Annotated in this window: 20 protein-coding genes and 2 pseudogenes; 9 read left to right on the top strand and 13 right to left on the bottom strand. The window is 71.8% G+C overall.

Annotated elements, in window-relative coordinates:
- Positions 1–86: 86 nt before the first annotated feature.
- Complete coding sequence (locus ACXKR8_RS10400; RefSeq protein WP_458272618.1) at positions 87–533, bottom strand: nuclear transport factor 2 family protein; 447 nt, start codon at positions 531–533, stop codon at positions 87–89.
- An 86-nt stretch (positions 534–619) separates the two neighbouring features.
- Between ACXKR8_RS10400 and ACXKR8_RS10395 the strand changes: the two are divergent.
- Both ACXKR8_RS10395 and ACXKR8_RS10390 read left to right on the top strand, forming a co-directional pair.
- Positions 620–1,247, top strand: a pseudogene (locus ACXKR8_RS10395) (PadR family transcriptional regulator).
- Positions 1,248–1,294: 47 nt separating this feature from the next.
- Positions 1,295–2,722, top strand: a complete 1,428-nt coding sequence (locus ACXKR8_RS10390; protein ID WP_458272616.1) for an MFS transporter — start codon at positions 1,295–1,297, stop codon at positions 2,720–2,722.
- A 13-nt stretch (positions 2,723–2,735) separates the two neighbouring features.
- Here the strand turns inward: ACXKR8_RS10390 and ACXKR8_RS10385 are convergent, their stop codons facing one another.
- Positions 2,736–3,686, bottom strand: coding sequence for a hypothetical protein (locus tag ACXKR8_RS10385; protein WP_458272615.1), 951 nt, complete (start codon positions 3,684–3,686; stop codon positions 2,736–2,738).
- Between the two features lie 164 nt (positions 3,687–3,850).
- On the opposite strand from ACXKR8_RS10385, the gene ACXKR8_RS10380 reads away from it, so the two are divergent.
- Entirely contained in the window at positions 3,851–4,540 is a 690-nt protein-coding gene (locus ACXKR8_RS10380; RefSeq protein WP_458272614.1) for a hypothetical protein, read from the top strand.
- A gap of 48 nt (positions 4,541–4,588) precedes the next feature.
- Here the strand turns inward: ACXKR8_RS10380 and ACXKR8_RS10375 are convergent, their stop codons facing one another.
- Both ACXKR8_RS10375 and ACXKR8_RS10370 read right to left on the bottom strand, forming a co-directional pair.
- Entirely contained in the window at positions 4,589–5,332 is a 744-nt protein-coding gene (locus tag ACXKR8_RS10375) for a variant leucine-rich repeat-containing protein (protein WP_458272613.1), read from the bottom strand.
- Positions 5,333–5,484: 152 nt separating this feature from the next.
- Positions 5,485–6,516, bottom strand: coding sequence for a hypothetical protein (locus ACXKR8_RS10370; RefSeq protein ID WP_458272612.1), 1,032 nt, complete (start codon positions 6,514–6,516; stop codon positions 5,485–5,487).
- Positions 6,517–6,724: 208 nt separating this feature from the next.
- Between ACXKR8_RS10370 and ACXKR8_RS10365 the strand changes: the two genes are divergently transcribed.
- On the top strand, positions 6,725–7,399 hold the full coding sequence (locus tag ACXKR8_RS10365) for a PadR family transcriptional regulator (protein ID WP_458272611.1): 675 nt from the start codon (positions 6,725–6,727) through the stop codon (positions 7,397–7,399).
- Here ACXKR8_RS10365 and ACXKR8_RS10360 read toward each other — a convergent pair.
- Complete coding sequence (locus tag ACXKR8_RS10360) at positions 7,377–8,087, bottom strand: HAD domain-containing protein (protein ID WP_458272610.1); 711 nt, start codon at positions 8,085–8,087, stop codon at positions 7,377–7,379. The genes ACXKR8_RS10365 and ACXKR8_RS10360 overlap by 23 nt on opposite strands.
- 206 nt (positions 8,088–8,293) lie before the next feature.
- Here ACXKR8_RS10360 and ACXKR8_RS10355 point away from each other — a divergent pair, with 206 nt between their 5' ends.
- Positions 8,294–8,857 (top strand): Clp protease N-terminal domain-containing protein, encoded by a 564-nt coding sequence (locus ACXKR8_RS10355; protein WP_458272609.1) that lies wholly within the window; start codon positions 8,294–8,296, stop codon positions 8,855–8,857.
- A 47-nt stretch (positions 8,858–8,904) separates the two neighbouring features.
- Here the strand turns inward: ACXKR8_RS10355 and ACXKR8_RS10350 are convergent, their stop codons facing one another.
- Together ACXKR8_RS10350 and ACXKR8_RS10345 are read right to left on the bottom strand one after the other, a co-directional pair.
- Positions 8,905–9,291 (bottom strand): hypothetical protein, encoded by a 387-nt coding sequence (locus tag ACXKR8_RS10350; RefSeq protein ID WP_458272608.1) that lies wholly within the window; start codon positions 9,289–9,291, stop codon positions 8,905–8,907.
- 112 nt (positions 9,292–9,403) lie between these two features.
- Positions 9,404–9,556, bottom strand: coding sequence for a hypothetical protein (locus ACXKR8_RS10345; protein WP_458272607.1), 153 nt, complete (start codon positions 9,554–9,556; stop codon positions 9,404–9,406).
- A gap of 202 nt (positions 9,557–9,758) precedes the next feature.
- Between ACXKR8_RS10345 and ACXKR8_RS10340 the strand changes: the two genes are divergently transcribed.
- Both ACXKR8_RS10340 and ACXKR8_RS10335 read left to right on the top strand, forming a co-directional pair.
- Positions 9,759–10,721, top strand: coding sequence for a redoxin family protein (locus ACXKR8_RS10340; RefSeq protein ID WP_458272606.1), 963 nt, complete (start codon positions 9,759–9,761; stop codon positions 10,719–10,721).
- A 52-nt stretch (positions 10,722–10,773) separates the two neighbouring features.
- The gene (locus tag ACXKR8_RS10335) at positions 10,774–11,676 is read left to right on the top strand and encodes a dihydrodipicolinate synthase family protein (protein ID WP_458272605.1); all 903 of its coding nucleotides are present in this window, start codon (positions 10,774–10,776) and stop codon (positions 11,674–11,676) included.
- A gap of 290 nt (positions 11,677–11,966) precedes the next feature.
- Here the strand turns inward: ACXKR8_RS10335 and ACXKR8_RS10330 are convergent, their stop codons facing one another.
- The 3 genes from ACXKR8_RS10330 to ACXKR8_RS10320 form a co-directional block, all read right to left on the bottom strand.
- Positions 11,967–12,494: an NUDIX domain-containing protein gene (locus tag ACXKR8_RS10330; RefSeq protein ID WP_458272604.1), complete on the bottom strand. Its 528-nt coding sequence runs from the start codon at positions 12,492–12,494 to the stop codon at positions 11,967–11,969.
- Positions 12,495–13,223: 729 nt separating this feature from the next.
- A complete protein-coding gene (locus ACXKR8_RS10325; protein ID WP_458274942.1) occupies positions 13,224–14,642 on the bottom strand; it encodes a sugar porter family MFS transporter in 1,419 nt (472 codons plus the stop codon).
- A gap of 254 nt (positions 14,643–14,896) precedes the next feature.
- A complete protein-coding gene (locus ACXKR8_RS10320; RefSeq protein ID WP_458272603.1) occupies positions 14,897–15,538 on the bottom strand; it encodes an FMN-binding negative transcriptional regulator in 642 nt (213 codons plus the stop codon).
- 80 nt (positions 15,539–15,618) lie between these two features.
- Between ACXKR8_RS10320 and ACXKR8_RS10315 the strand changes: the two are divergent.
- Positions 15,619–16,964, top strand: a pseudogene (locus tag ACXKR8_RS10315) (aminotransferase class I/II-fold pyridoxal phosphate-dependent enzyme).
- A gap of 12 nt (positions 16,965–16,976) precedes the next feature.
- Here ACXKR8_RS10315 and ACXKR8_RS10310 read toward each other — a convergent pair.
- From ACXKR8_RS10310 to ACXKR8_RS10300, 3 genes are all read right to left on the bottom strand, one after another.
- On the bottom strand, positions 16,977–18,707 hold the full coding sequence (locus ACXKR8_RS10310) for a VWA domain-containing protein (protein WP_458272601.1): 1,731 nt from the start codon (positions 18,705–18,707) through the stop codon (positions 16,977–16,979).
- Between the two features lie 110 nt (positions 18,708–18,817).
- Positions 18,818–19,105 (bottom strand): DUF5302 domain-containing protein, encoded by a 288-nt coding sequence (locus ACXKR8_RS10305; RefSeq protein ID WP_458272600.1) that lies wholly within the window; start codon positions 19,103–19,105, stop codon positions 18,818–18,820.
- Positions 19,098–19,640, bottom strand: a complete 543-nt coding sequence (locus ACXKR8_RS10300) for a MarR family winged helix-turn-helix transcriptional regulator (RefSeq protein ID WP_462100442.1) — start codon at positions 19,638–19,640, stop codon at positions 19,098–19,100. The genes ACXKR8_RS10305 and ACXKR8_RS10300 overlap by 8 nt, the downstream gene beginning before the upstream one ends.
- Positions 19,641–19,734: 94 nt before the next feature.
- On the opposite strand from ACXKR8_RS10300, the gene ACXKR8_RS10295 reads away from it, so the two are divergent.
- Positions 19,735–20,148: an organic hydroperoxide resistance protein gene (locus ACXKR8_RS10295; protein WP_458272598.1), complete on the top strand. Its 414-nt coding sequence runs from the start codon at positions 19,735–19,737 to the stop codon at positions 20,146–20,148.
- The last annotated feature ends 5 nt before the right edge of the window (positions 20,149–20,153 follow it).

The raw sequence follows: 20,153 nt of genomic DNA, 5'->3' as shown, positions 1-20,153 counted from the left end.
CCTCAGTCCCCCCTACACACGGGAGCGGGACGTCGATCCACTGCCTTCGGGGCGCGACTTCTGTGATTGATGCGGGCCGGACCTGGTCAGCGGGGCGCGGGCTCGGGCGCGGGGGCGAGACCGTCGGCCACCAGGCCGGCCAGCACCGCCTGGCCCAGGGCCTGCACCGCGGACTGCGGGCGGACCATCACGGTGAACTCCTTGACCCGGCCCGCCTCGTCGAACTGCAGCAGGTCCATGCCGTGGATCTCCTTGCCGTCCACGGTGGCCCGGAAGACGAGGATGTCGGAGGGGGCCTCCTGGCCGTCGGTGCTGGTCTCGGCGGTGCCCTCGAACTGTCCGACGTAGCGGAAGTCGTGGAAGGTGCGCAGCAGCACGTTGAGCAGGCCCAGCACCATCGGCCTGCCCTCGAAGGGGGTGAACTTCACCGGGCTGTAGAGGCGGATGTCCTCGGTGAACAGGTCTTCCAGCGCGGTCTGGTCGCCGGACTCGATGGCGGCGCGGAAGCGTGCGGTGATGGTGGCGGCGGTCATGATTGCTCCAGATACTCAAGGATAGGACTAATCACATTCTTGAGTATGATGCCCTGGGCGGACGACGAAGGGGAAGGGCCGTTTCGATGGCTTTGCGACACGCGGTGCTGGCCGCCCTGCTGGACAGTGAGTACAGCGGATACCAGCTGGCCAAGGCGTTCGACGTGGGCGTCGCCAACTTCTGGCACGCGCTGCCCCAGCAGCTGTACGCCGAGCTGGCCAAGCTGGAGCGGGAGGGGCTGGTCGCCGGGCGGCAGGTGGTCCAGGAGACCCGGCCCAACAAGCGGCTGTTCCGGGTCACCGAGGCCGGCCACGCCGAGCTGGAGCGGTTCGCGGCGGCCGCGTCCAAGCCCTCGTTCATCCGCGACGACCTGCTGGTCAAGGTGCAGGCCGTGGACCGGATCGGCACCGGTCCGGTGATCGAACAGCTGGCGGAGCGCGCGCGCGGCCGCGGCCGGAGCCAGGATCGAGCTGTTCGGCGAGCTGCTGCGGCGGATGCGCGGCGAGACGGGCGAGGAGGAGTTCCTGCGCGGGGGCAGCCGGATCGGCCCCTATCTGACCTGCCTGCGCGGCCTGGCCTTCGAACAGGACACCCGCGACTGGTGCCTGCGCACCGCGGACGTCCTGCGGGAGCGGGCGGCGGCTCCGGCCCCTGCCCCTGCCCTCGCCCTTGCTCCGGCCCTTGCTCCGGCCCCTGCTCCGGCTCGGCGCTGACGGCTGGGGGTGTCGTAGGGTACTGACGATCAAGGGGGAGGGTCGTCATGACGGACGCTCAGCGCGACAACGCGGTGGCCGACCAGGTGCCGGTGGGGGCCGAGGCCGTCGCGGAGGGGCTGTACTCGCGTACGTACCTGGCGGTGACGGCGAGCTTCGCGGTGGTGATGTTCCTGACCGGGTTCGCCGCGCTCGCTGTGGCGCCCACCCTGCCGTTGGCCGCCCAGGACCTGCACGGGATCTCGCTCTACCCGCTGGTGGCGGGCTGCTTTGTGGCGGCGAGCCTGCTGGGCGGGGTGCTGGGGGGCGACTGGGCCGACCGCTGGGGCGCCCGTGGCCCGCTGGCGGCGGGCGTGGCGCTGGGGGTGGTCACCCTGCTGGTCTCGGGCAGCAGCACCTCCATCTGGCAGCTGGCCGCCGGGCGCTTCCTGGACGGAGTGGCGGCCGGGATGGTCGCGGTGTCGATCAACACCGCCATCGGCCGGTCCTACCCCGCACACCTGCGGCCACGTGCGCTGGCGCTGATGAGCACCTGCTGGATCGTCCCGTCGCTGGCCGGGCCGCCGCTGGCGGGACTGGTGGCCGCGTGGTGGTCCTGGCGGGTGGTGTTCCTCGGCCTGGCCGCACTGAACCTGCTCCCGGCGCTGGCGGTGCTGATGCTGCTGCGCGACCGGTCGCGGCCTGCGGCGGCGTCCGAAGCGGCGTCCGCGGCGGGGGAGAAGCGGCCGCGCCCGCCGCTGCTGGCCGCGGGTGCGGTGAGTCTGGGCGCGGCGCTGGGGCAGTACGCCGTCTCCGGCTGGGACCCGCGCCATCTGCTGTGCGGGGCGGCCGGACTCACCCTGCTGGCGACCTTCGCGCCCCGGCTGCTCCCGCCCGGCACCCTCCGTGCGGCGCGTGGCCTTCCCGCCACCGTGCTGCTGCGTGGGCTCGGCTCGGGCGCGTACTTCACGCTGGAGGCCTTTGTGCCGCTGCTGCTGGACAGCGTCCGGCAGGTGTCCGCCGCGGTGACCGGCCTGGCCTTCACCGGGGCGGCCCTGGCCTGGGCCGCCTCCTCCTGGGCCCAGGGCCATCTGCTGGAACGTTTCCCCCGGCAGCGGCTGGTGGCGGCCGGTGCGCTGCTGCTGGCGGCAGCGGCGGCGATCGCGGTCGTGGGGACGATCCCGGCGACGCCGGCGCTGACCGCCGCCTCGTCCATGATCGTCGCGGCGCTCGGGATGGGGCTGCTCGCCCCGTCCCTGACCCTGCTGTCGCTGGTCCACAGCCCGCCCGGTCGGCAGGGTTATGCCAGCAGCGCGATGCAGACCACCCAGAACCTGGGCCAGATCACGGTCATGGGGATCGCCTCCGCCATGTTCAACATCTTGCTGGGCACCCACCCGGCGGGTGCCGCCGGCTATGGCGCGGCCTTCGCCGTGCTGCTGGTGCCGAGCGCCCTGGCCGTCCTGCTGGCCGGACGCACCGCCGCAACTCCGTGAACAGTGGCAGTGCTCAGCTGTTCGCCAGACGCTCCGTCAGATCCATTGCCTCCTGGGAGAGTTGGATGTGCAGGCCGGTGCTGTTCTGGGTGGCGACCTGGGTGAAGCCGCCCTCGTGCCACCAGAACACCGAGGGGGACAGCGCGCCCGGCGACTCGGCGTAGCCTGCGGCAGCGAACCGGGCCAGGGCCTGCAGCGACGGGGCCACGCTCCGGTCGCGGACGACGTGGAAGGCGAGTTGGTGCCGGTGCGGCAGGGCGACCAGGACACCGTCCGGCGCGGCCGCACCCTTGGTGTAGCGGCCGACGACCTCGTCCAGGACCAGGGCCAGGCTCGCGATGAAGTACGAGCGCCCCGCCAGCAGGTGGACGTGGGTTCCGTCCTTCTCCCTGACCACCTTGTGCTTGTCGACGCGGACGGCCCGGAGGTTCTCGAACGCGCGCTCCCGGAGGGCCGGGATCTCACCCAACTCGGAGAGGGAGTCCGCGGTCAGCATGTCGACGGTCTCCGGGAGGTCGAGCGCCAGCACCTCCAGCAGCCCCGGGACGGACGGGCGACCGTAGCCGAAGGCCTTCACGTTCGCGGGATCGCCGGGAATGAAGCGGGGGTACAGCTGGGCCAGCAACTGTTCGCGCGGCAGGGCGCGGAGAGCCTGCTGTCCGTCCATCGAGCGGATGAGCACCTTGACATGGCCCTCCACCAGTTTCTGCCAGGACCCGGGGCCGCGGCTGTCGTTGTGGCACACCGCCGCGAGATTGCTGAGGCCGAAGCGCCAACCGGCGTCCGTGGTCACGCGTTCCGGTTCGACCGTGACCTCGATGCCGCGCTCGGCGAAGGCCACCCGGACCAGGGAGCGCAGTCGGGCGGCCTCCGCCTCGGAGAGAAAAGCCAGGTCCGCGTCACGCGGCAGATCCGCCCCGTCACGACGTTCACTGCGCCGGAATATGCCCACTGGGTCCCCCATCGATCAAAGGTGCGCTTCGTGCTGATCATGCCCATCATGCCGAAGCCGATCTCCACCGCGGCAGGCACCCCACGAGACGACCCGACACGACCCGACACGACACGCAGTCCACGCTGCTCGGACGGTGACAACCAGTGTGTCCTGGCGCAACTATCCTCGGCCGCATGACAGTCACCTGGGGTGGTTACGGCAGCCGTGACACCTTGAAGGACGCCAACCTCGCCGAACGCGACGCGCTGGCCGACGCCGCCCACGGCGGCGACTGGCCTGCTGTGCTGGCCATGGTCGGGACGAACGCGGAACTGGCCAATGCGACCCGCGTCGGCGGCAGCACCGGCTACACCGCGCTGCACCAGGCCGCCTGGCACGGTGCCCCGGAGGCCGTGGCCGAGCAGTTGGTCGCGGCGGGGGCCTGGCGCACCCTGCGCACGATCGGTGGTGCCGCGGCAGGGGAGACCGCGTACGACATCGCCCAGCGGTGCGGCCACCACCACCTCGCGCGGACGCTGCATCCCCAGCCACTCCACAGTGTTCCGGCCGGGGAGTCGGCGCTGCTGCGCGAAGTACTGCACAGCGTGATCCGGGGACGTGAGTGGGCGGCGGAGCTGATCGTGGAGCACCGCTTGCGCCTGCCCGAGGTGGAGCCGCTGACGGAATTGCGCGAGCCGGCGCTGTGGTTCCCGGTGCCGGGCTTCTACGGCGGCTTCAGCATCAAACTGCTGACCGCGCAAAGCATCGGCTCGCTGCAGGCGGAACTCGAGGTGACCAGCTGGTCCCGAGTCGTGGAGGGTTCGGGGCAGCGGCACCGGGTGCGTGTCGATGGGGCGGAGCTCATGGAGGAGGGCTTTGTGTGACGCCGCGGATCTCGGTGGCGCCGCAGCCGCCGGGTCTGTGACGGCTCGTCAGGCCGGTGAGCGGACGTCTCGGCCGGGGTTGGGGCCGGCTTCGATCCGGCGGCGGAGGTCCGGCGTACACGCGGGGTGGGCGGCCACCTTGCCGCGGACCCTGGGAGACGGGTCCTCCGCGAGCACCGTGAGCACGTCGAGCGGGAGGTGGGGGTTGTCGGCCAGCCATTGCCGGTCCTCCGCGTCGCCGGACGTTGCCGTGGCCCGCATCAGCTTCCGGTCGGTCGTCCGGTACAGCGCCCACCAGCGAACGACGTCATTCCTGCTGCGCGCCGCCTTGTCGACCAGTCGCGGCGGGACTGCCGGATTGAGGACGACGGAAACCCGGACCTGCTGATCCCGGTCGCGGGCGAGCTTCGCCAGCAGGCGGCCCGGGGTGTTCGGGTTCGAGGCCACGGCGACGCGGACATACCACTCGCCGCGTGCACCCAGCCGCAGGGCCGTGACGTCGGTGGTGCGCCTGATGGCGGTACTCCGGACGTGCGAGGTGGGATCGTCGAGCATCCGGTCCACCAGATCGGGAGGCGTGCCGGGGTGCGTGAGCACAGCGACACGCACGTCGGGGGCCGGACTCGCCGCCAGGATGCGCAGGTGGCGTTCCGGCAGGTCCTCGCGCAGGCTCGGCCCGGTTCGCCGGCCGCCGTCCGTGGTCCACTCGTCCTCGTGGCACCACGTGGGAGCCTGGAGCATCCGGGCGCAGCCCGGCTTGAAGACGGTGTGGCAAGGCAGCTGGTCTTCCACGGCATCCTCCGGGCGGTGGGCAGTCCGCATGCAACGTCAGCCGGACGATAGCACTTTTCGTCATGGCGACGATAATAGCGAGCGAGCCCGCCCGGGGTGGCGTTCACCGAAAGGCGGAGTGCCGAACCAGGTGCGCTGCCGCCACATGTGGGCTATTGAATGCTCCAGCGGTGTGGATGGTTGGGATCGGTGGGACAGGAGAAGAGATTCAGCTCGCCGGCTCGGCCCACGATGACTTCGGTGGGGAGGGCGAACCGATGTGCGGGAAGGTCGCGCTCCTCAAGCGGCTTCCAGCTGCCGCTGCCGCCGTCCCACTCCGAGCTGTCGACGGTGAGCAGCAGGCGCATCGGCGTCCCGCAGGTCTGGCAGTCCGTGGGGTACGGATCAGTGGTGTGCCAGGAGGCGTAACCGCCGACGCGCCAGCCGGGAGGGATGGACAGGTCGTACTGGTACCCGAGCGGACCGGCCGGGCTCGTGTCGGCCGACTGCTCGGCCTCCTCTTCCCTGGCTTCGTCCCAGGCGTCGAGCCGGGCGCACAACTCCTCAGGCAGGAGGCCGGCGAACGGGTAGGTGACCACCTGCTCCGGATGCAGTACGCAGGGCTCGGGCACGAACCCGGCGGACCCGACGACCAGCGGCTGCGGGGGAAGGGCCAGCACTTCCCTGACCTCCCAGGACCGCCGCCAGCGCAGATGCAGGTTCAGGTCGTACCGGCCCGGGCCATGAGCGTCGAAGGGGCACCAGAACACCTGGAGCAGGTCGCAGTCCGCCGGCCCGTCCGGAAGGTCCGGGACATCCCGCCGGTACAACTGCGCCAGGCCGATCATCGGCAACGGGTCCGACTCTGACGCCTCGGGGATCCGGCGCGCCCTGTTCAGTTCGGTCAGGAGTCCCCGCTCCTCCTCCGTAGGGCCCGCGTTCCGTCCACGAGCCCATGCGGCAGCCAGGACCTGCCGGTAGCGGTGGATGTCGGCCGGGCGGTGCCCCCGCCCGCGGCCATGGGCCTCGTCGCACACCGGCCACGGCTCGTCCGCGGGCCACAGCATCGGACCGCCCACCGAACTGGCCGACACCTGCGGACTGCCCGGCCGTGGGTGGAGCCGCGTCGTCGTACCTCGGTAGGCAGCCAGTTCCGGGAAGAGTGCCTCGACGTCGAGCGGGCGTGGGGGCGTGGTCCTCGTCATGGAACGCGACCTTAACCTCCCGAACCTCCCGGAGGCCTCGACCACTGTGCACCCCGGCAGCAACCTCGCGGTTCCAGTGCTGCTGTCGAAGTTCAGGGCACCCCGCGGGCGGTCTTCGCGGACCGGTCAAGATTGGTACTTGCCGAGTGAGTGCTTCCGATATATCGTTGAGGCATCAAGACAGTCGTTCATGAAAGGAACGAAAATCATGCGTTCAGGAATCCCTTTTGACCCCGCGCAGCCCGGCCGTCCTGGTCGGGGCGGACGGGGAGAGCACGGCCACCGGAGCCGCGGATCGCGGGCGGAGTTCCGGGAGGCGTTCGGCGGCTTCGGGCCGCCGCAGCCCGGCTTCGGCGGCCCTGGCGGCCCCGGCGGGCCGTTCGGTCCCGGCTTCGGCCCCTTCCGGGGCGGCCCCGGCGGCCGTGGCGGGCGGCACGGCGGCAGGGCGCGGCGCGGGGACGTACGTGCCTCGCTGCTGGCCCTGCTGAAGGACCGGCCGATGCACGGCTACGAGATGATCCGCGAGATCGCGGAGCGCTCGGGCGGTAGTTGGAAGCCCAGCCCCGGCTCGGTCTACCCGACCCTGCAGATGCTGGAGGAGGAGGGCCTGGTCACCGGCGAGGAGGCGGGCGGCAAGAAGCTGTTCCAGCTCACCGACAGCGGTCGGACCGAGGCCGAGGCCGGCCCCGAGGCGCCGTGGGAGGAGGCCGGGCAGGGCGAGCACTGGCAGACCGTCAGGGAGTTCGGCCAGGCCGAGGGCGCCGTACGGGACGCGCTGCGCCAGGTCGTCGTCACCGGCACCCCCGAGCAGCGCGCCAAGGCGCTGGCGGTGCTCGCCGACGCGAGGAAGCGGATCTACCTCATCCTCGCCGAGGAGAGCTGAGCAGGACCGGGGGCCGGCGCAGCAGCCGGTCCACATGGCTGCGGCGCAGTCCCTGACCGGGGTCGACCGGGAGCAGTAGCCGGTCGGCCCTGGCGGCGGAACCCAGCAGCACCGCGTCCGGAATCAGGTCGTCCACCCAGGCGAACGGACGTCCGGCCGCGTGCCGCAGGATCGGCGCCCAGTCGCCCGCGGGCTGGCCGGCCCGCCGTCCGACCGGGACGAAGGGCAGCGCGGGCAGGTCGAGCAGCGGGGCGATGCAGAGATTGGCCTGGGCCTCCCAGGTGCTGGCCCAGACCAGTTGGTAGACCGCGGACAGTTCGCGCAGCCAACTGCCGTGGCGCACCGACATCAGCACGGTGGAGCCGTGTATCCGGTGGGCGGTGAACTCGGCCGCGGGGCGCGGGCAGACCGGGTTGAGCACCCCGTCGATGTCGAGGTAGAGCAGCGGCTTGGCGGCCGGGGCCGGGGCCGCGTCGGCTGCGGCTGCAGTTGCGGGCAGTGGGTCGATGGAGGGCTCCGGTGGGCTCCGGTGGACGGCGGGGGCGGTGCGGTGGGTGGTTCGGCCGGTCGGTCCTGTGGTGTCGGACGAACCGGGGCCCCGAGTGGTTGCACGGCATTGGGGGCGCGGGAGTGTGGCGCGCGCCGGGTGGCGCGCTTGCGCGCCCCGTGGCGAAACATGGCGAGTCATGGCGTAAGTACGCGCATCGTCCCCGGTGGGAGCGGCACGGGCCAGTGGCGGCGTAACGTGAGGGGCGCACCACGCACGGTGAGGACAATGGGTAGATCGTATCTGTGGGTTGACTGCTGGTCACGCTTCGCAGCAGACTGCCGGTTGGCAGCGGGCCACTGTGGCCGTGCCGCCCCTACCCCGTCCCTGACGATGTGGTGGATCACGTGTCCCTGAATCTCTTCGGCAGTACCTCGGGCAACCCTCCGACGGCCGAGAACGAACGCCCCGAACAGGTGGGCGCCCTGGAGCCGGTCGCGGCTCGGGCGCGACGCAGAGCGGTCCGCGCCGGCGACTCCGAGATCGACACCGGGCATCTGCTGCACGCCCTGCTGGAGTCGGACCAGCGGGCGCTCGGGCTGATCGCTGAGCTCCCGCCGCAGGCAGCACGGCTGATGGGCTATCTGGCGCAGCGGAGCATCGGCTTCGGCCGCGACTGGCGTCCGGGGGAGGGCGCGAACGTCGCCCGGTCGCGCCCGTCCGCGCCCCCGGGATGGAGCCGTTCGGCGGCCGCGGCGCTGGGCCGCGCGGAACTGGCCGCGCTGATGCGAGACGGCGGCGAACCGGATGCGCTGGACCTGCTGGCCGAGCTGGCCTCCGATGAGGAGAGCCGGGCCGCCGAGGTGCTGCTCGGAGCCGGCATCGAACTGTCGAGCACAGCCGCGCGGGTGCGGGCCGCGGCTTCGGCCGAGGGTCGGGGTCGGGACCGAGGCCGGGGCGAGGAACGCTAGCGCTCCGGCGGGTCGTCAATCGGACGGGTCGTCAATCCGACGAACTGTCAATCCGACGGGCCGTCAAGGAGGTTGCGGAGTTCGGGGTCTGCGGTCTCGGTCCAGTCGGTGCGGAGGGTCTGCCGGGTCAGCACGGTGAGCCGGTAGCCCGGGAGCTGTTGGTCGCGGTGCTGCTCCAGGCGGATCAGCAGCGCCTCGCGGGCGGTGCCGTACTCCTCGGTGCCGCCGGGGCGGCCGTCGATCAACGGTTGGACGGCGTACTCGGTGGTCCCGCCGGACAGCAGCGTCCGCAGCCGGTCGATCTCGTCCAGGAGCGTGCCGACGTCGGCGCGGCTGAACCCGGCCGGGCCGGCCGCCTGTGGCTGGTCAAATCTCTTACGGATGGCGCGAATGCTGTCCAGGGCGGCCGCGGAGGGCCTGGCGGGCGTGGGCACAGGGTCGGCTCCATGGTCGGACGTCGGACGTGCGAGCACGCGGCTGACCTCGCGATGATGACGGAAGCGGTCAGTCGCGGGCAACACCCTGCCGGAAGCCGCCGGCCGGCCTTCAGCCGACGATCACCCAGTAGCCGAGCACCACCGTCGCCGCGGCCAGCATGATCGCGCCCATGCAGCCGCGGCCGTCGGTGTCGTTGCGGCTCAGCTTGACGATCCGGAAGACGAGCAGGACGAGCGCGACGACGCCCAGGAAGTGGAACATGATGCCCCCAGGGAATGGAGTGGTTCGCAGCGCGTACCCGCGATGGCCCGCTCCACGCGGAGCCCGTGACGCTGCTTGGCCCGCAGCACCGCATGGTCGACGGGGCCGGGCCGGCCTGGCGTCCCGTTCAGTTCGTAGGCGATCCTCGGCGGCTTGACCTTACCCTCGGGGGCAGGGTTTAGCGTGAGTCGAGGTGAGAGACATGCAGATCGGCGAGCTGGCTCGACAGGCGGGCGTCACGACCAAAGCAGTGCGCTACTACGAGTCGCTGGGGCTGCTGAGGCCCGAGCGACTGTCCAACGGCTACCGGGACTACGGCGAGCGCGACGTGCTGCTCGCACGGGAGATCCGGGCGCTCAGCGGTCTCGGGCTTCCCGTGGAGCGGACCAGGCCGTTCCTGGACTGCCTCGCCGTCGGCCATCAGCACGCCGACGACTGCCCGGCCTCGCTGGCCGAGTATCGGGAGGCGATCGATGAACTCTCCCAGCGCATCGAGCAGCTCACCGCGCGCCGGACGGCGCTGATCGCGCACCTGCGACAGGCCGCTCACCGCAACAGCTGTGTCCCAGCAACGGACGAAGACGAAGGAGACGATCTGATGCCCGACTACGCGAGCCTGCCCGCCGGCCTTCCGGTACCCGAGGACGACGGCGCGGCCGCCCATCTGCCCGGGAAGCCGGCGCCGACCCTGGAACTGCGCAGCACCGGTGGTGCGACGGTCCGCCTGGACGCGCCCGGCGAGGGCCGGACGGTGCTCTACATCTACCCGCTCACCGGCCGCCCGGGCATCGACCTGCCCGAGGGCTGGGACGCGATCCCCGGGGCCCGCGGCTGTACCCCTGAGGCATGCGGATTCCGTGACCACCACCAGGACCTGCTCGCGGCCGGCGCGGCCCGGGTGTTCGGCCTGTCCAGCCAGGAGACGGACTATCAGCGCGAGGTCGTCGAAAGGCTCCGGCTGCCGTTCGAGATGCTCTCCGACCCCGCACGGAACCTGGCCCAGGCACTCGATCTGCCCACGTTCGAGGCGAACGGGACGACGCTCTACAAGCGGCTTACGCTGATCATCCGCGACGGCGTGATCGAGCACGTCTTCTATCCGGTCTTCCCGCCGAACGAGCACGCCCACCAGGTGCTGACCTGGCTGCGGACGAACCCTCGGTAGCGACCGCCTTCGCCTCACCCCCCTTGACCGCACAGCCATCCGGGAGCCCGCCGTGTTCACTGGCCTCAGTGCCTTTCCGCTCACCCCGATCAACGAATCCGGTATCGACGAGAAGGCCTTCGCGGCCCTGGTCGGCCGGCTTGCCGCCGCCGGAGTCGACTCGATCGGGGCACTGGGTTCCACCGGGTCGTACGCCTACCTGACCCGCGAGGAACGCGCCCGCGCTGCCCGGGTCGCCGTGGAAAACGCCGGGCGCACCCCGGTGGTCGTGGGCATCGGCGCACTGCGCACCAGGCACGTGCTGGAGGCGGCCGAGGACGCGCAGAACGCGGGGGCGTCCGGCGTGCTGCTGGCACCGGTGTCGTATCAGCCGCTGACCGAGGACGACGTGTTCGGGCTCTTCGAGGACGTCACGGCGGAGCTCTCGGTGCCGCTGGTGGTCTATGACAACCCGGGCACCACCCGCTTCACCTTCACCGACGAGCTGTACGCGCGGGTGGCCGGGCTGCCGCACGTCGCGTCCGTCAAGATCCCCGGCGTACCCGCGGACCCTGCGGCCGCCGAGTCCGCCGCGGCCCGGATCCAGCGGCTGCGGCAGATCCTGCCGGCGACGGTGACCGTGGGCGTCAGCGGGGATGCCTTCGGGGCGGCGGGGTTGAACGCCGGGTGCGACGCCTGGTACTCGGTGGTCGCCGGCGCCTTCCCCGAACCGGCCCTGACGATCACCCGGGCCGCCCAGGCCGGCGACGCCGATCGCGCCCGGGAGGAGTCGCAGCGGCTCCAACCGCTGTGGGACCTCTACGCCCAGCACGGTTCCCTCCGTGTGATCGCCGAGGCCGCCGCCCAGGTCGGTCTCACCCCGCCCCGCAGCCTCCCACTACCGCTGCGCGGCCTCGAAGGGGACGACCGCGCCCGGGTCGCCGAGGTGCTCGAACAGCTGCGACTGCACGCGTGAATGCGGCGACTCGCGAGACGACCGGGCCTCCTCAGACTTTCGCGGGCGCGGGCGCGGGCGGCTGTCGGCCACCGTCCGGGTGCCGCGGGTGAGCTTGACGCACCTGGATGGTGGCGGTGCCCCGCCCGGTCTCGTCTCGGGGTCTTCGCTGCGGCGGCCGGGGCCTCCGCGAGCAGTGCGGCGGTAGGCACGCCGAGCTCCTGGGCGATCGCGTGCAGAAGGGCGATCGTGGGCACGCGCGGACCCCGCTCGATCGTCGTCGTCCGCGGGGGCGGAACCACGTCAGCCGCTCAGTGACGGTCCGCCCGACGAGCCGTCAGCCACGCCGCATGCTGACGGATGCGGGAGGGATCGTGGGGAAAGCAGCTCTCCCAGTCCTCGTTCAGATCTTTCCAGGCCACCGGCTGCCCGCTCTCCGCGACCAACGGGGTCGCCGCATCAACGACCGCGGCATACGACAACCCGAGGGTGACCGAATAGTCCGGGTGGTAGGAGCGAACCGCCACCGCTGCTGGTTCGGGCAACAGTTGCACTCGAAGGCCCGTCTCTTCGAGTAGTTCTCGACCCGCCCCCTCGCGCGGTGTCTCCCCGACCTCGACTTTCCCGCCCGGCGGAACCCACCCCCGCCAACGGTGCTTCACCAGCAGAACCCGGGAAAGGCCCTCGTCGAACACCCAGACCTCGGCCGCGAGCGGCTCCATCGGCCCCAGCTTGGCAGCGGCCAGCCACTCGCAGGCGCCATCGAACCTGGCCACCGCCTGCCGGGCATCGAGGACCGCCGCCTCGACGGCCCGCTTGTCGACCACGTTCCGGATCATCGGGCCACCATACGGCGGCCCACTGACATCGAAGCCACCATCATCCCGTGCAGTGCCTCGGGCAGGGCTGGTGCCTGTGGAGATGTCTCCGTTGTCTACTCCTTCGCTGGTCGCGGTGGGTACCGACAGGCTCGGCGGGTGATCGATACGGCGGTCGCGGGCAGCACCTGTATCTGTTGATGAGATCGGATTCGACACGGGATGGCTCCACGTCGGGTTCCAGGTGAAGACGCTGCCCGGCGTCGGCCTGGTCTTCGCATCACCCAAGCGCGGGAAGGAACGGACGTGCCGCTCCCATGGGAGCGGCCGGACCGGGTCGGGGAGTCTGGGTCGTCGCCGAACAGACGTGCCCGCATACCCTCGGTCGGCTCCCGGTAGTAGTCACGGCGTCGGGCTGTCGGGGCCGTCATGCCGCACCGGGCACGTCGAGTACGCGGCCGTCGTTCGGGGCGACTGCGGTCATCATCGGCCGCCCATGTACTTGGCACAGGCCATGACAGCCCAGACCAGCGGATGCCCGGGACGCTCCTCGGTGGTGACGTGCCCGGCCGGGTAGAGGTCGGCGCTCGCCGCAGTGCAGCGGGCCGGGACGGGACCGGTCGGGTAACTGACACCCGGGTACCACGGAGGGGCCGCCCTCCTGGTGGGAGGAGCAGCCCCTCTGATGCGGTCGAAGCACGATAGTTCCAGGTCAGAAGCACCCTGCGGGAGCCGTCCGAACCCGGGGCGTCAGCCCATGGATTCCAGGGTGCGGCCCTTGGTCTCCTTGATGAAGAAGTAGACGAAGGGGATCGAGAGCAGGGCGAAGCAGGCGTAGATGACGTACGTGGCCGAGAGGTTCCAGTCGGAGAGGGACGGGAAGCTGACGGTGATGGCCCAGTTGGCGATCCACTGGGCCGCCGCGGCAACGGAGAGGGCCAGCGCGCGGATCTTGTTGGGGAACATCTCGCCGAGCAGGACCCAGACCACCACGCCCCAGGAGAAGGCGAAGCAGAGGACGAAGACGTGGGCGGCGACCAGGGCCACGGTGGCCTGCAGGTTGGGCAGGGTGGCGGTGGTGCCGGTGCCGTGGCGGTAGGAGAAGGCCCAGGCGGCGGTGGCCAGCGCGACGGCCATGCCGGCCGAGCCGGCCAGCGCGAGCGGGCGGCGGCCGATGCGGTCGACCAGGGCGATCGCGATGACCGTGCCGATGATGTTGACCAGTGAGGTGGAGACGCTGATCAGCAGCGAGTTGCTGGCGTTGATGCCGACCGACTGCCACAGCAGCGAGGAGTAGTAGAAGATCACGTTGATGCCGACGAACTGCTGGAACACCGAGGCGCCGATGCCGATCCAGACGATCGCCTTCAACCCGGCCCGGCCGCCGAGCAGGTCGCGCAGGCTGGACTTGTGCTCGCTGGCCATGACCCCCTGGATCTCGGCGATGCGGGCGTCCGGGTCGCTCTCCGGGCCCTCGACGTCGACCAGGACCTGCTTCGCCCGGTCCAGTTTGCCGATGGAGATCAGGAAGCGCGGGGACTCCGGGATCGCGTAGGACATCAGGAAGTAGACCAGGGCCGGAATGGTCTCCACGCCCAGCATCCACTGCCAGGCCTGGATGCCGGCGATCGGGTTGTTGGGGCTGCCGCCGGCGCCCTCGTTCAGGGCGTAGTTGACGAGCTGGGAGATGAAGATCCCGAGCACGATCGCGGCTTGCTGGAACGACGCCAGCCGACCGCGGATGGCGGGCGGCGCCACCTCGGCGATGTAGGCGGGGGCGATCACCGAGGCCATGCCGATGGCGATGCCGCCGACCACGCGCCAGACGCCGAGCACAAAGATGTTGGGCGGGAACATGGACCCGACGCCGCTGATGGCGAAGAGCACGGCCGCGATCTGCATGACCTTGATCCGGCCGATCCGGTCGCCGAGCCAGCCCGCGCCCATCGCGCCGACCGCGGAGCCGAGCAGGGCGGAGGACACCACCAGCGCGGTCTCGCCGCTGCCGACGGCGAAGTGCTTCTGGATGCCGGTGACGGCACCGCTGATCACGGAGCTGTCGTAGCCGAAGAGAAACCCGCCCATGGCCGCGGCCGCGGCGATGAAGACGACGTGGCCGATGCTGCCTTCTCCGGAGGCACGGGGCTGTGGTGTCGCGGTGCTGGTCAGTGGAGGCTCCCGGAGGTGCTGCGGGCCGCGGTGGTGGCCGCCGCCCTGCGCTGATGGTCCGTCCGACCAGCGTATGAACGTTGATCCGGACGGGGGTGGCAGCAGGGCCGTTCCCTGCGCCGTCCGGGTGTGAGCCTGCCCCGGACGGCCCAGGGCAGTCGTGGTGATGTCGCGTCAGTGTTCGACGGTTGTGGTAGCAGCCGTGCCGCCATGGGAGGTGCCGGGTGCCTGGCCCGCCGGGCCTGGCTGCGGGCCTAGCTGCGGGCGTCGCGGCGGCGGAGCAGCTGGGCCCGGGCGGCGGGGTCGCGGGGGAGGGCGCGTTCCCTGAGCCGCTCGGCCACCTCGGTCTGCAGCTCGACCGGCTTCTTGTCGTCGTACTTGAACTTGGGCAGCACCTCGGTGATCTGCAGCCGCAGCCCGCGGATGCCCGACAGCATCCGGCCGAACGGCCCCTCGCCCGGGACGATCGGCCGGTGCTCGGTGTCCGGCTGGAACCGTCGCACCTGACGGTCCAGCAGGGCGGCCTTCTCGGCCGGGTCGTCGACCACGGTGGCGCTGCAGACCAGATGCACCGAGGTGTAGTAGCTGGTGGGGACGCCCTCCTCGGCCGGGACGCCGGCCGGGGCGCGCCAGGGGCCGGGGACGAAGGCGTAGTCGTCGGTCACGGCCAGGGTGAGCCGGGGGTTGGCCTCGATCGCGGCCCAGACCGGGTTCGGCCGGGCCAGGTGCAGCAGCACCTCGTCCGCGCCCGGGTGGCCCGGGTAGAGGAAGTGGGTGGGGACCAGGACGGGCGCGGCGCCGTCCGGGCCGTTGGCGGCGAGCAGGCCGAAGTCGCGCTGGGCGAGCCACCCGCGCCACTCGTCGTCGCCGCCCCGGTCCCAGGGGTGGATCAGCATGGCCGGGGGTGGATCGGCATGGTGGGGTCACGTCCTCGCGCGTTCGACAGGCAGATATGCACTAGTGCATAATGATCTTTGTGCTAGGAGATTATCGGATTCGCGGACGCCGTGCCACAGAGATCGCCGCCGACGTCGAGCAGGCGGTCGGCAGCGGCGAGCTGGAGCCCGGGGCCGCGCTGCCCCCGCTCCGGGACCTCGCCACCGAGCTGGGGTCAACCCCAACACTGTCGCCGCCGCCTACCGGCTGCTGCGCGACCGCGGGGTGATCGAGACCGCCGGACGCCGCGGCAGCCGGGTCCGGGCCAGGCCCTCGCTGACCCCGCGCGACTCGGCCAGGCTGGACCTCCCCGACGGCGCGCGCAACCTCGCCGACGGCAACCCCGACACCGCCCTGCTGCCCGGCCTCGAACAGGCCGCGCGGGAGGCCGCGCTGGCTCACGCCGCGAACCCGGTGATGTACGGGGGTCCGGCCGTCGACCCCCGGCTGCGGGCCCTGGCCGAGGCCTCCTTCGCCGCTGACGGCCTGCCTCCCGGGCCGGTCGGGGTGGCCTCGGGCTCGCTGGACGCGATCGAGCGGATCTTCCTGGCCCGGCTGCGCCCCGGCGACTCGGTGGCGATCGAGGATCCCGGCTGGGGCAGCCTGATGGACCTGCTGCCCGCGCTCGGACTGAAGGCCGTGCCGGTCGCGGTGGACGACCAGGGCCCGGTCCCGGCCGAGGTGGCCCGGGCGCTGGCGGACGGGGTACGGGCGGTGGTGGTCACCTCCCGGGCCCAGAACCCCACCGGGGCCTCGGTCGGCGCCGAACGGGCGGCCGTGCTGCGCGGGCTGCTGGCCGGGCACCCGGAGGTGCTGCTGGTCGAGGACGACCACGGGCACGGCATCGTCGACCTGCCGATCCACCCGCTCTGCGCCGGACCCGACGGCGGCACGAGCACCGCGGCGTGGGCGGTGGTCCGCTCCGCGGCCAAATCGCTGGGCCCGGACCTGCGGGTGGCGGTGTTCACCGGGGACACCGAAACCGTCGACCGGGTGAAGGGCCGGCAGCGGCTCGGCGCCGGCTGGGTCAGCCATCTGCTGCAGCGCACGGTGGCGGCGCTGTGGGCGGCCGAGGACACCGCCCCGGCCGCGGCCTCCTACCGGGCCCGGCGGGACGGGCTGCTGGCGGAGCTGGCCGCGCGCGGGGTGACCGGGCACGGGCGCAGCGGGCTGAACGTCTGGATCCCGGTGCCGGACGAGACCGTCGCGGTGGCCGGGCTGCTGCAGCGCGGCTGGGGGGTGGCGGCCGGGGCGAGGTTCCGGCTGGCCTCGCCGCCCGGGATCCGGCTCACGGTGTCCCGGCTGGCCGCCGACGACCTGCCGGGGCTGGCCGAGGACGTCGCCGCGGTGCTGCGTACGCGGGGCGGCGACGTCCGCGGGGTGTGAACCGGTTCGGTGCTACGGGGTGATCAGGCCCTGGGCGTGGGCCTGCTGCAGCCAGGTCGGGTAGGCGTTCATCATCAGCTCGAACAGCTGCTCGTCCGACAGATTGGCCGGGTCCTGGACGCAGAAGAAGTCGGCGTTGTCCAGGAAGCGGCCGGGCATGTCGTCCAGCTCCTCCAGGAAGCGGAAGGTGCCGTCGCCCCAGTTGGCGGTCAGGCTCTGCATCCGGCGGGCGAAGCGCGACTGGCTGACCGGCGGCGGCGGCGGGGCCTGCGCCGCGGGCGGGGCGTCCACCGACTTGGAGGAGCGGCCGATCCCCATGAACTGCCAGAACAGCGGCTCGTAGCTGGACGACATCACATGGTCCTTGGTCGCCTGCTCGCTGGTGGTGTGACCGTCCGTCACAAACATCACATAGACCGGCTGGCGGTCCGCGTGCGGCTTCTTGCGCTTGCTGCCGGAGCCGAAGTACTGCTTGCGGATCAGGTGCATCGCGGCGGCGTAGTCGGTGCCGCCCTCCAGCCGCCACCGCTGCAGCATCTGGTCGGTCCAGCCCTGGTAGCTGGTCAGCCCGACGCTGCCGGCCTCGTGGCCGTCGCGGCCGAAGAGGAAGACGTCCACCTCGGCGTTGTCGTCGAAGCGCAGCCCCAGCGCGAGCACCCGCTCCACCAGCGCCTGGACCTTGCCGGAGCGGTACAGCATGGACATGGACGCGGAGATGTCCAGGCAGAGCGCGACCCGCGCGGTGTGCTCGCCGAGGCCGCGCTTCTCCAGGGTGATCGCGGCGCGCTTGGTGAGGTCGAGCAGGTTCTGGTCGCCGCGGTCGGCGAGCTGCTTCTCCAGGTTGATCAGCTTCTGCTTCTTCAGGCTGATCCCGCCGGGGCCGGCCGGCGCGGCCGGGGCGGCGTACCCGGGCTGCGCGCCGTAGAGCGGGGCGGCCGGGGGCGGTCCGGGAGGCCCGGGCGGGGTGGCGCTGTAGGACGGCGGGACCTGGACGGCCTGGGTGGGCTGCGCGTACTGCGGCTGGGCGTACTGCTGGTACTGCGGGTTCGCGGCCGGGACCGGCGAGCCGTAGACCGGCGGCGGGGGGCCGAAGCCGGCCGGGGGCGGGCCGTACCCCGGGGCCGGGGCCTGGGGCTGCTGGTACGGGGCGGCCGGCGGCGGCTGCGGCGGGGCCTGCGGGGCCGGGGCCTGCTGCTGGGCGGCGGGGGCGTTGTCGTCGCCCTCCACCGAGATGCCGAAGTCGGTGGCCAGGCCCTCGAGCCCGGAGGCGTAGCCCTGGCCGACGGCGCGGAACTTCCACTCCCCGGCCCGCCGGTAGAACTCGCCGAACAGGAACGCCGTCTCACTGCTGGCGCCCTCGATGTCGAACTCGGCGACCGCCCCGCCGTCCTGGGTCAGCACCCGCAGCCGGAGCCCGGGCACCTGGCCGAAGGTCCCGCCGTCGGCCGAGGCGCCGACCACGATCCGGTCGATGCCCGGTTCGACCCGGCCCAGATCCACCAGGACCGCGTCCATGGTCTCGCCGGGCTGGACCCGCTTGCCCTCATGTCGGACCGAGCCGGAGGCGTGGGTCGGCTGGTTGTAGAAGACGAAGTCGGCGTCCGAGCGGACTTTGCCCGTGGTGGCGAGCAGCAGCGCGGACACGTCCACATCGGGCGTGCGCCCGTCGTTGCGCCAGCTCACCACCGCGTGCAGGGCGGTCGTCGGCACGGGGAGGTTTGAGCCCTTGCGCATGGTGGTCATGCAGGACATCCTGCCGCTTGCAGCAGGGCGGCAACAAGCAGAACGGCGGGCCGAGTGGCCCGCCGTTCTGCTTGTTGCCGGCATTCCGCCGGCTTCCTGTCGGTGCTCGGTCAGCCGCTCTTGCGGCGGAAGTCGCGCTGCCCGCCGGACTTGCCGTGGGTGCCGTGGATCTTGGACGACTCACCGGAGCCGCCCGCCGCCGCGGCGTCGGCCGACTGGCCGCTCTTGCGGGCGAGGGCCTCGCGGAACTTGCGCTTGACGTCCTCCGCCGGGCTCTCGGCCGCGGCGTTCTCGGTCGCGGCGCTCTCAGTCGCCGCTGTCTCGGTCGAGATCTCTGCCGACTCATCCGGCGCGGTCGCGGCGCCGGTCGCGCTGTCGGCAGCTGCGTCATCAGCCATGGGGACCTCCTGTATCGGTCGAGTGCAGGCACAGTCTGGCACGGGAACGGGGTCTCGGTTGATCATTCCGCGGCGGCGGGGCCAATGACGCGTCCAGTCGCTCGGTGAGGCGGTTGAGCATGCCGTGCAGCGCCTGGATTTCGTCCAGGTCCAGGCCGGTGCTGGCGGCGATGGTGCGGGGGACCTGCTGGGCCCGATCGCGCAGCGCGGATCCCGCCGACGTCAACCGGACGATGACGGAGCGTTCATCCTCCGGGTTCCGGGTGCGCTGCACCAGCCCCGCCGTGTCCAGCCGCTTGAGCAACGGGGAGAGCGTGCCGGAATCCAGGCGGAGCAGTTCGCCCATCCGCTTGACCGGCAGCTCGCCGTGTTCCCAGAGGGTGAGCATGGCCAGGTATTGGGGGTAGGTGAGCTCTATGTCGCGCAGGGCTTCGCGGTAGACGCCGCCGAAGGCCCGGGAGGCGCTGTGCAGGGCGAAGCAGACCTGGTGCTCCAGTCGGAGGAGGTCTTCGGTGGCGGGCGGTTGCTGCGACATGCCTCAAGGATACTATCTAGTTGTGCGCAATTGAATTGTGTGCTGTTATTGAGGCTCAGGCACGGACAACTCGGACACTGAATTGGGGACAGCCATGGACGCCATCTACACCGCCGCAGCCACTGCCAATGGACGCGAGGGGCGTGCGATCAGCTCCGACGGCCAGCTCGACCTCACCCTGGCCATGCCGCCGGCGCTGGGCGGCGACGGCAAGGGCACCAACCCCGAGCAGCTGTTCGCGGCCGGCTATGCCGCCTGCTTCGCCAGCGCGCTCGGCCTGATCGGCCGCCAGGAGAAGGTCGACACCAGCGAGGCCTCGGTCACCGCCGAGGTCAGCATCGGCAGCAACGGCACCGGCGGCTTCGGCCTGGCCGTGGTGCTGCGGGTCGAGCTCCCGGAGGCGCTGCAGGGCGACACCGGCCGCAAGCTGGTCGACCAGGCGCACCAGGTCTGCCCGTACTCCAACGCCACCCGCGGCAACATCCCGGTCGAGCTCGTCGTCGAGTAGGACCC

The sequence above is a fragment of the Streptacidiphilus sp. PAMC 29251 genome (assembly GCF_054208735.2).
The sequence above is the reverse complement of the archived record's forward strand: the minus strand, read 5'-3'. Positions and strand labels throughout refer to the sequence as shown.

Coding starts and splice junctions, on each gene's coding strand:
- ACXKR8_RS10295 (WP_458272598.1), top strand. CDS start 19,735: ATGGACGCCATCTACACCGCCGCAGCCACTGCCAATGGACGCGAGGGG.
- ACXKR8_RS10340 (WP_458272606.1), top strand. CDS start 9,759: ATGCAGATCGGCGAGCTGGCTCGACAGGCGGGCGTCACGACCAAAGCA.
- ACXKR8_RS10380 (WP_458272614.1), top strand. CDS start 3,851: ATGACAGTCACCTGGGGTGGTTACGGCAGCCGTGACACCTTGAAGGAC.
- ACXKR8_RS10370 (WP_458272612.1), bottom strand. CDS start 6,516: ATGACGAGGACCACGCCCCCACGCCCGCTCGACGTCGAGGCACTCTTC.
- ACXKR8_RS10320 (WP_458272603.1), bottom strand. CDS start 15,538: ATGCTGATCCACCCCTGGGACCGGGGCGGCGACGACGAGTGGCGCGGG.
- ACXKR8_RS10400 (WP_458272618.1), bottom strand. CDS start 533: ATGACCGCCGCCACCATCACCGCACGCTTCCGCGCCGCCATCGAGTCC.
- ACXKR8_RS10360 (WP_458272610.1), bottom strand. CDS start 8,087: ATGACTCGCCATGTTTCGCCACGGGGCGCGCAAGCGCGCCACCCGGCG.
- ACXKR8_RS10300 (WP_462100442.1), bottom strand. CDS start 19,640: ATGTCGCAGCAACCGCCCGCCACCGAAGACCTCCTCCGACTGGAGCAC.
- ACXKR8_RS10365 (WP_458272611.1), top strand. CDS start 6,725: ATGCGTTCAGGAATCCCTTTTGACCCCGCGCAGCCCGGCCGTCCTGGT.
- ACXKR8_RS10305 (WP_458272600.1), bottom strand. CDS start 19,105: ATGGCTGATGACGCAGCTGCCGACAGCGCGACCGGCGCCGCGACCGCG.
- ACXKR8_RS10385 (WP_458272615.1), bottom strand. CDS start 3,686: ATGGGGGACCCAGTGGGCATATTCCGGCGCAGTGAACGTCGTGACGGG.
- ACXKR8_RS10345 (WP_458272607.1), bottom strand. CDS start 9,556: ATGTTCCACTTCCTGGGCGTCGTCGCGCTCGTCCTGCTCGTCTTCCGG.
- ACXKR8_RS10310 (WP_458272601.1), bottom strand. CDS start 18,707: ATGACCACCATGCGCAAGGGCTCAAACCTCCCCGTGCCGACGACCGCC.
- ACXKR8_RS10330 (WP_458272604.1), bottom strand. CDS start 12,494: ATGATCCGGAACGTGGTCGACAAGCGGGCCGTCGAGGCGGCGGTCCTC.
- ACXKR8_RS10390 (WP_458272616.1), top strand. CDS start 1,295: ATGACGGACGCTCAGCGCGACAACGCGGTGGCCGACCAGGTGCCGGTG.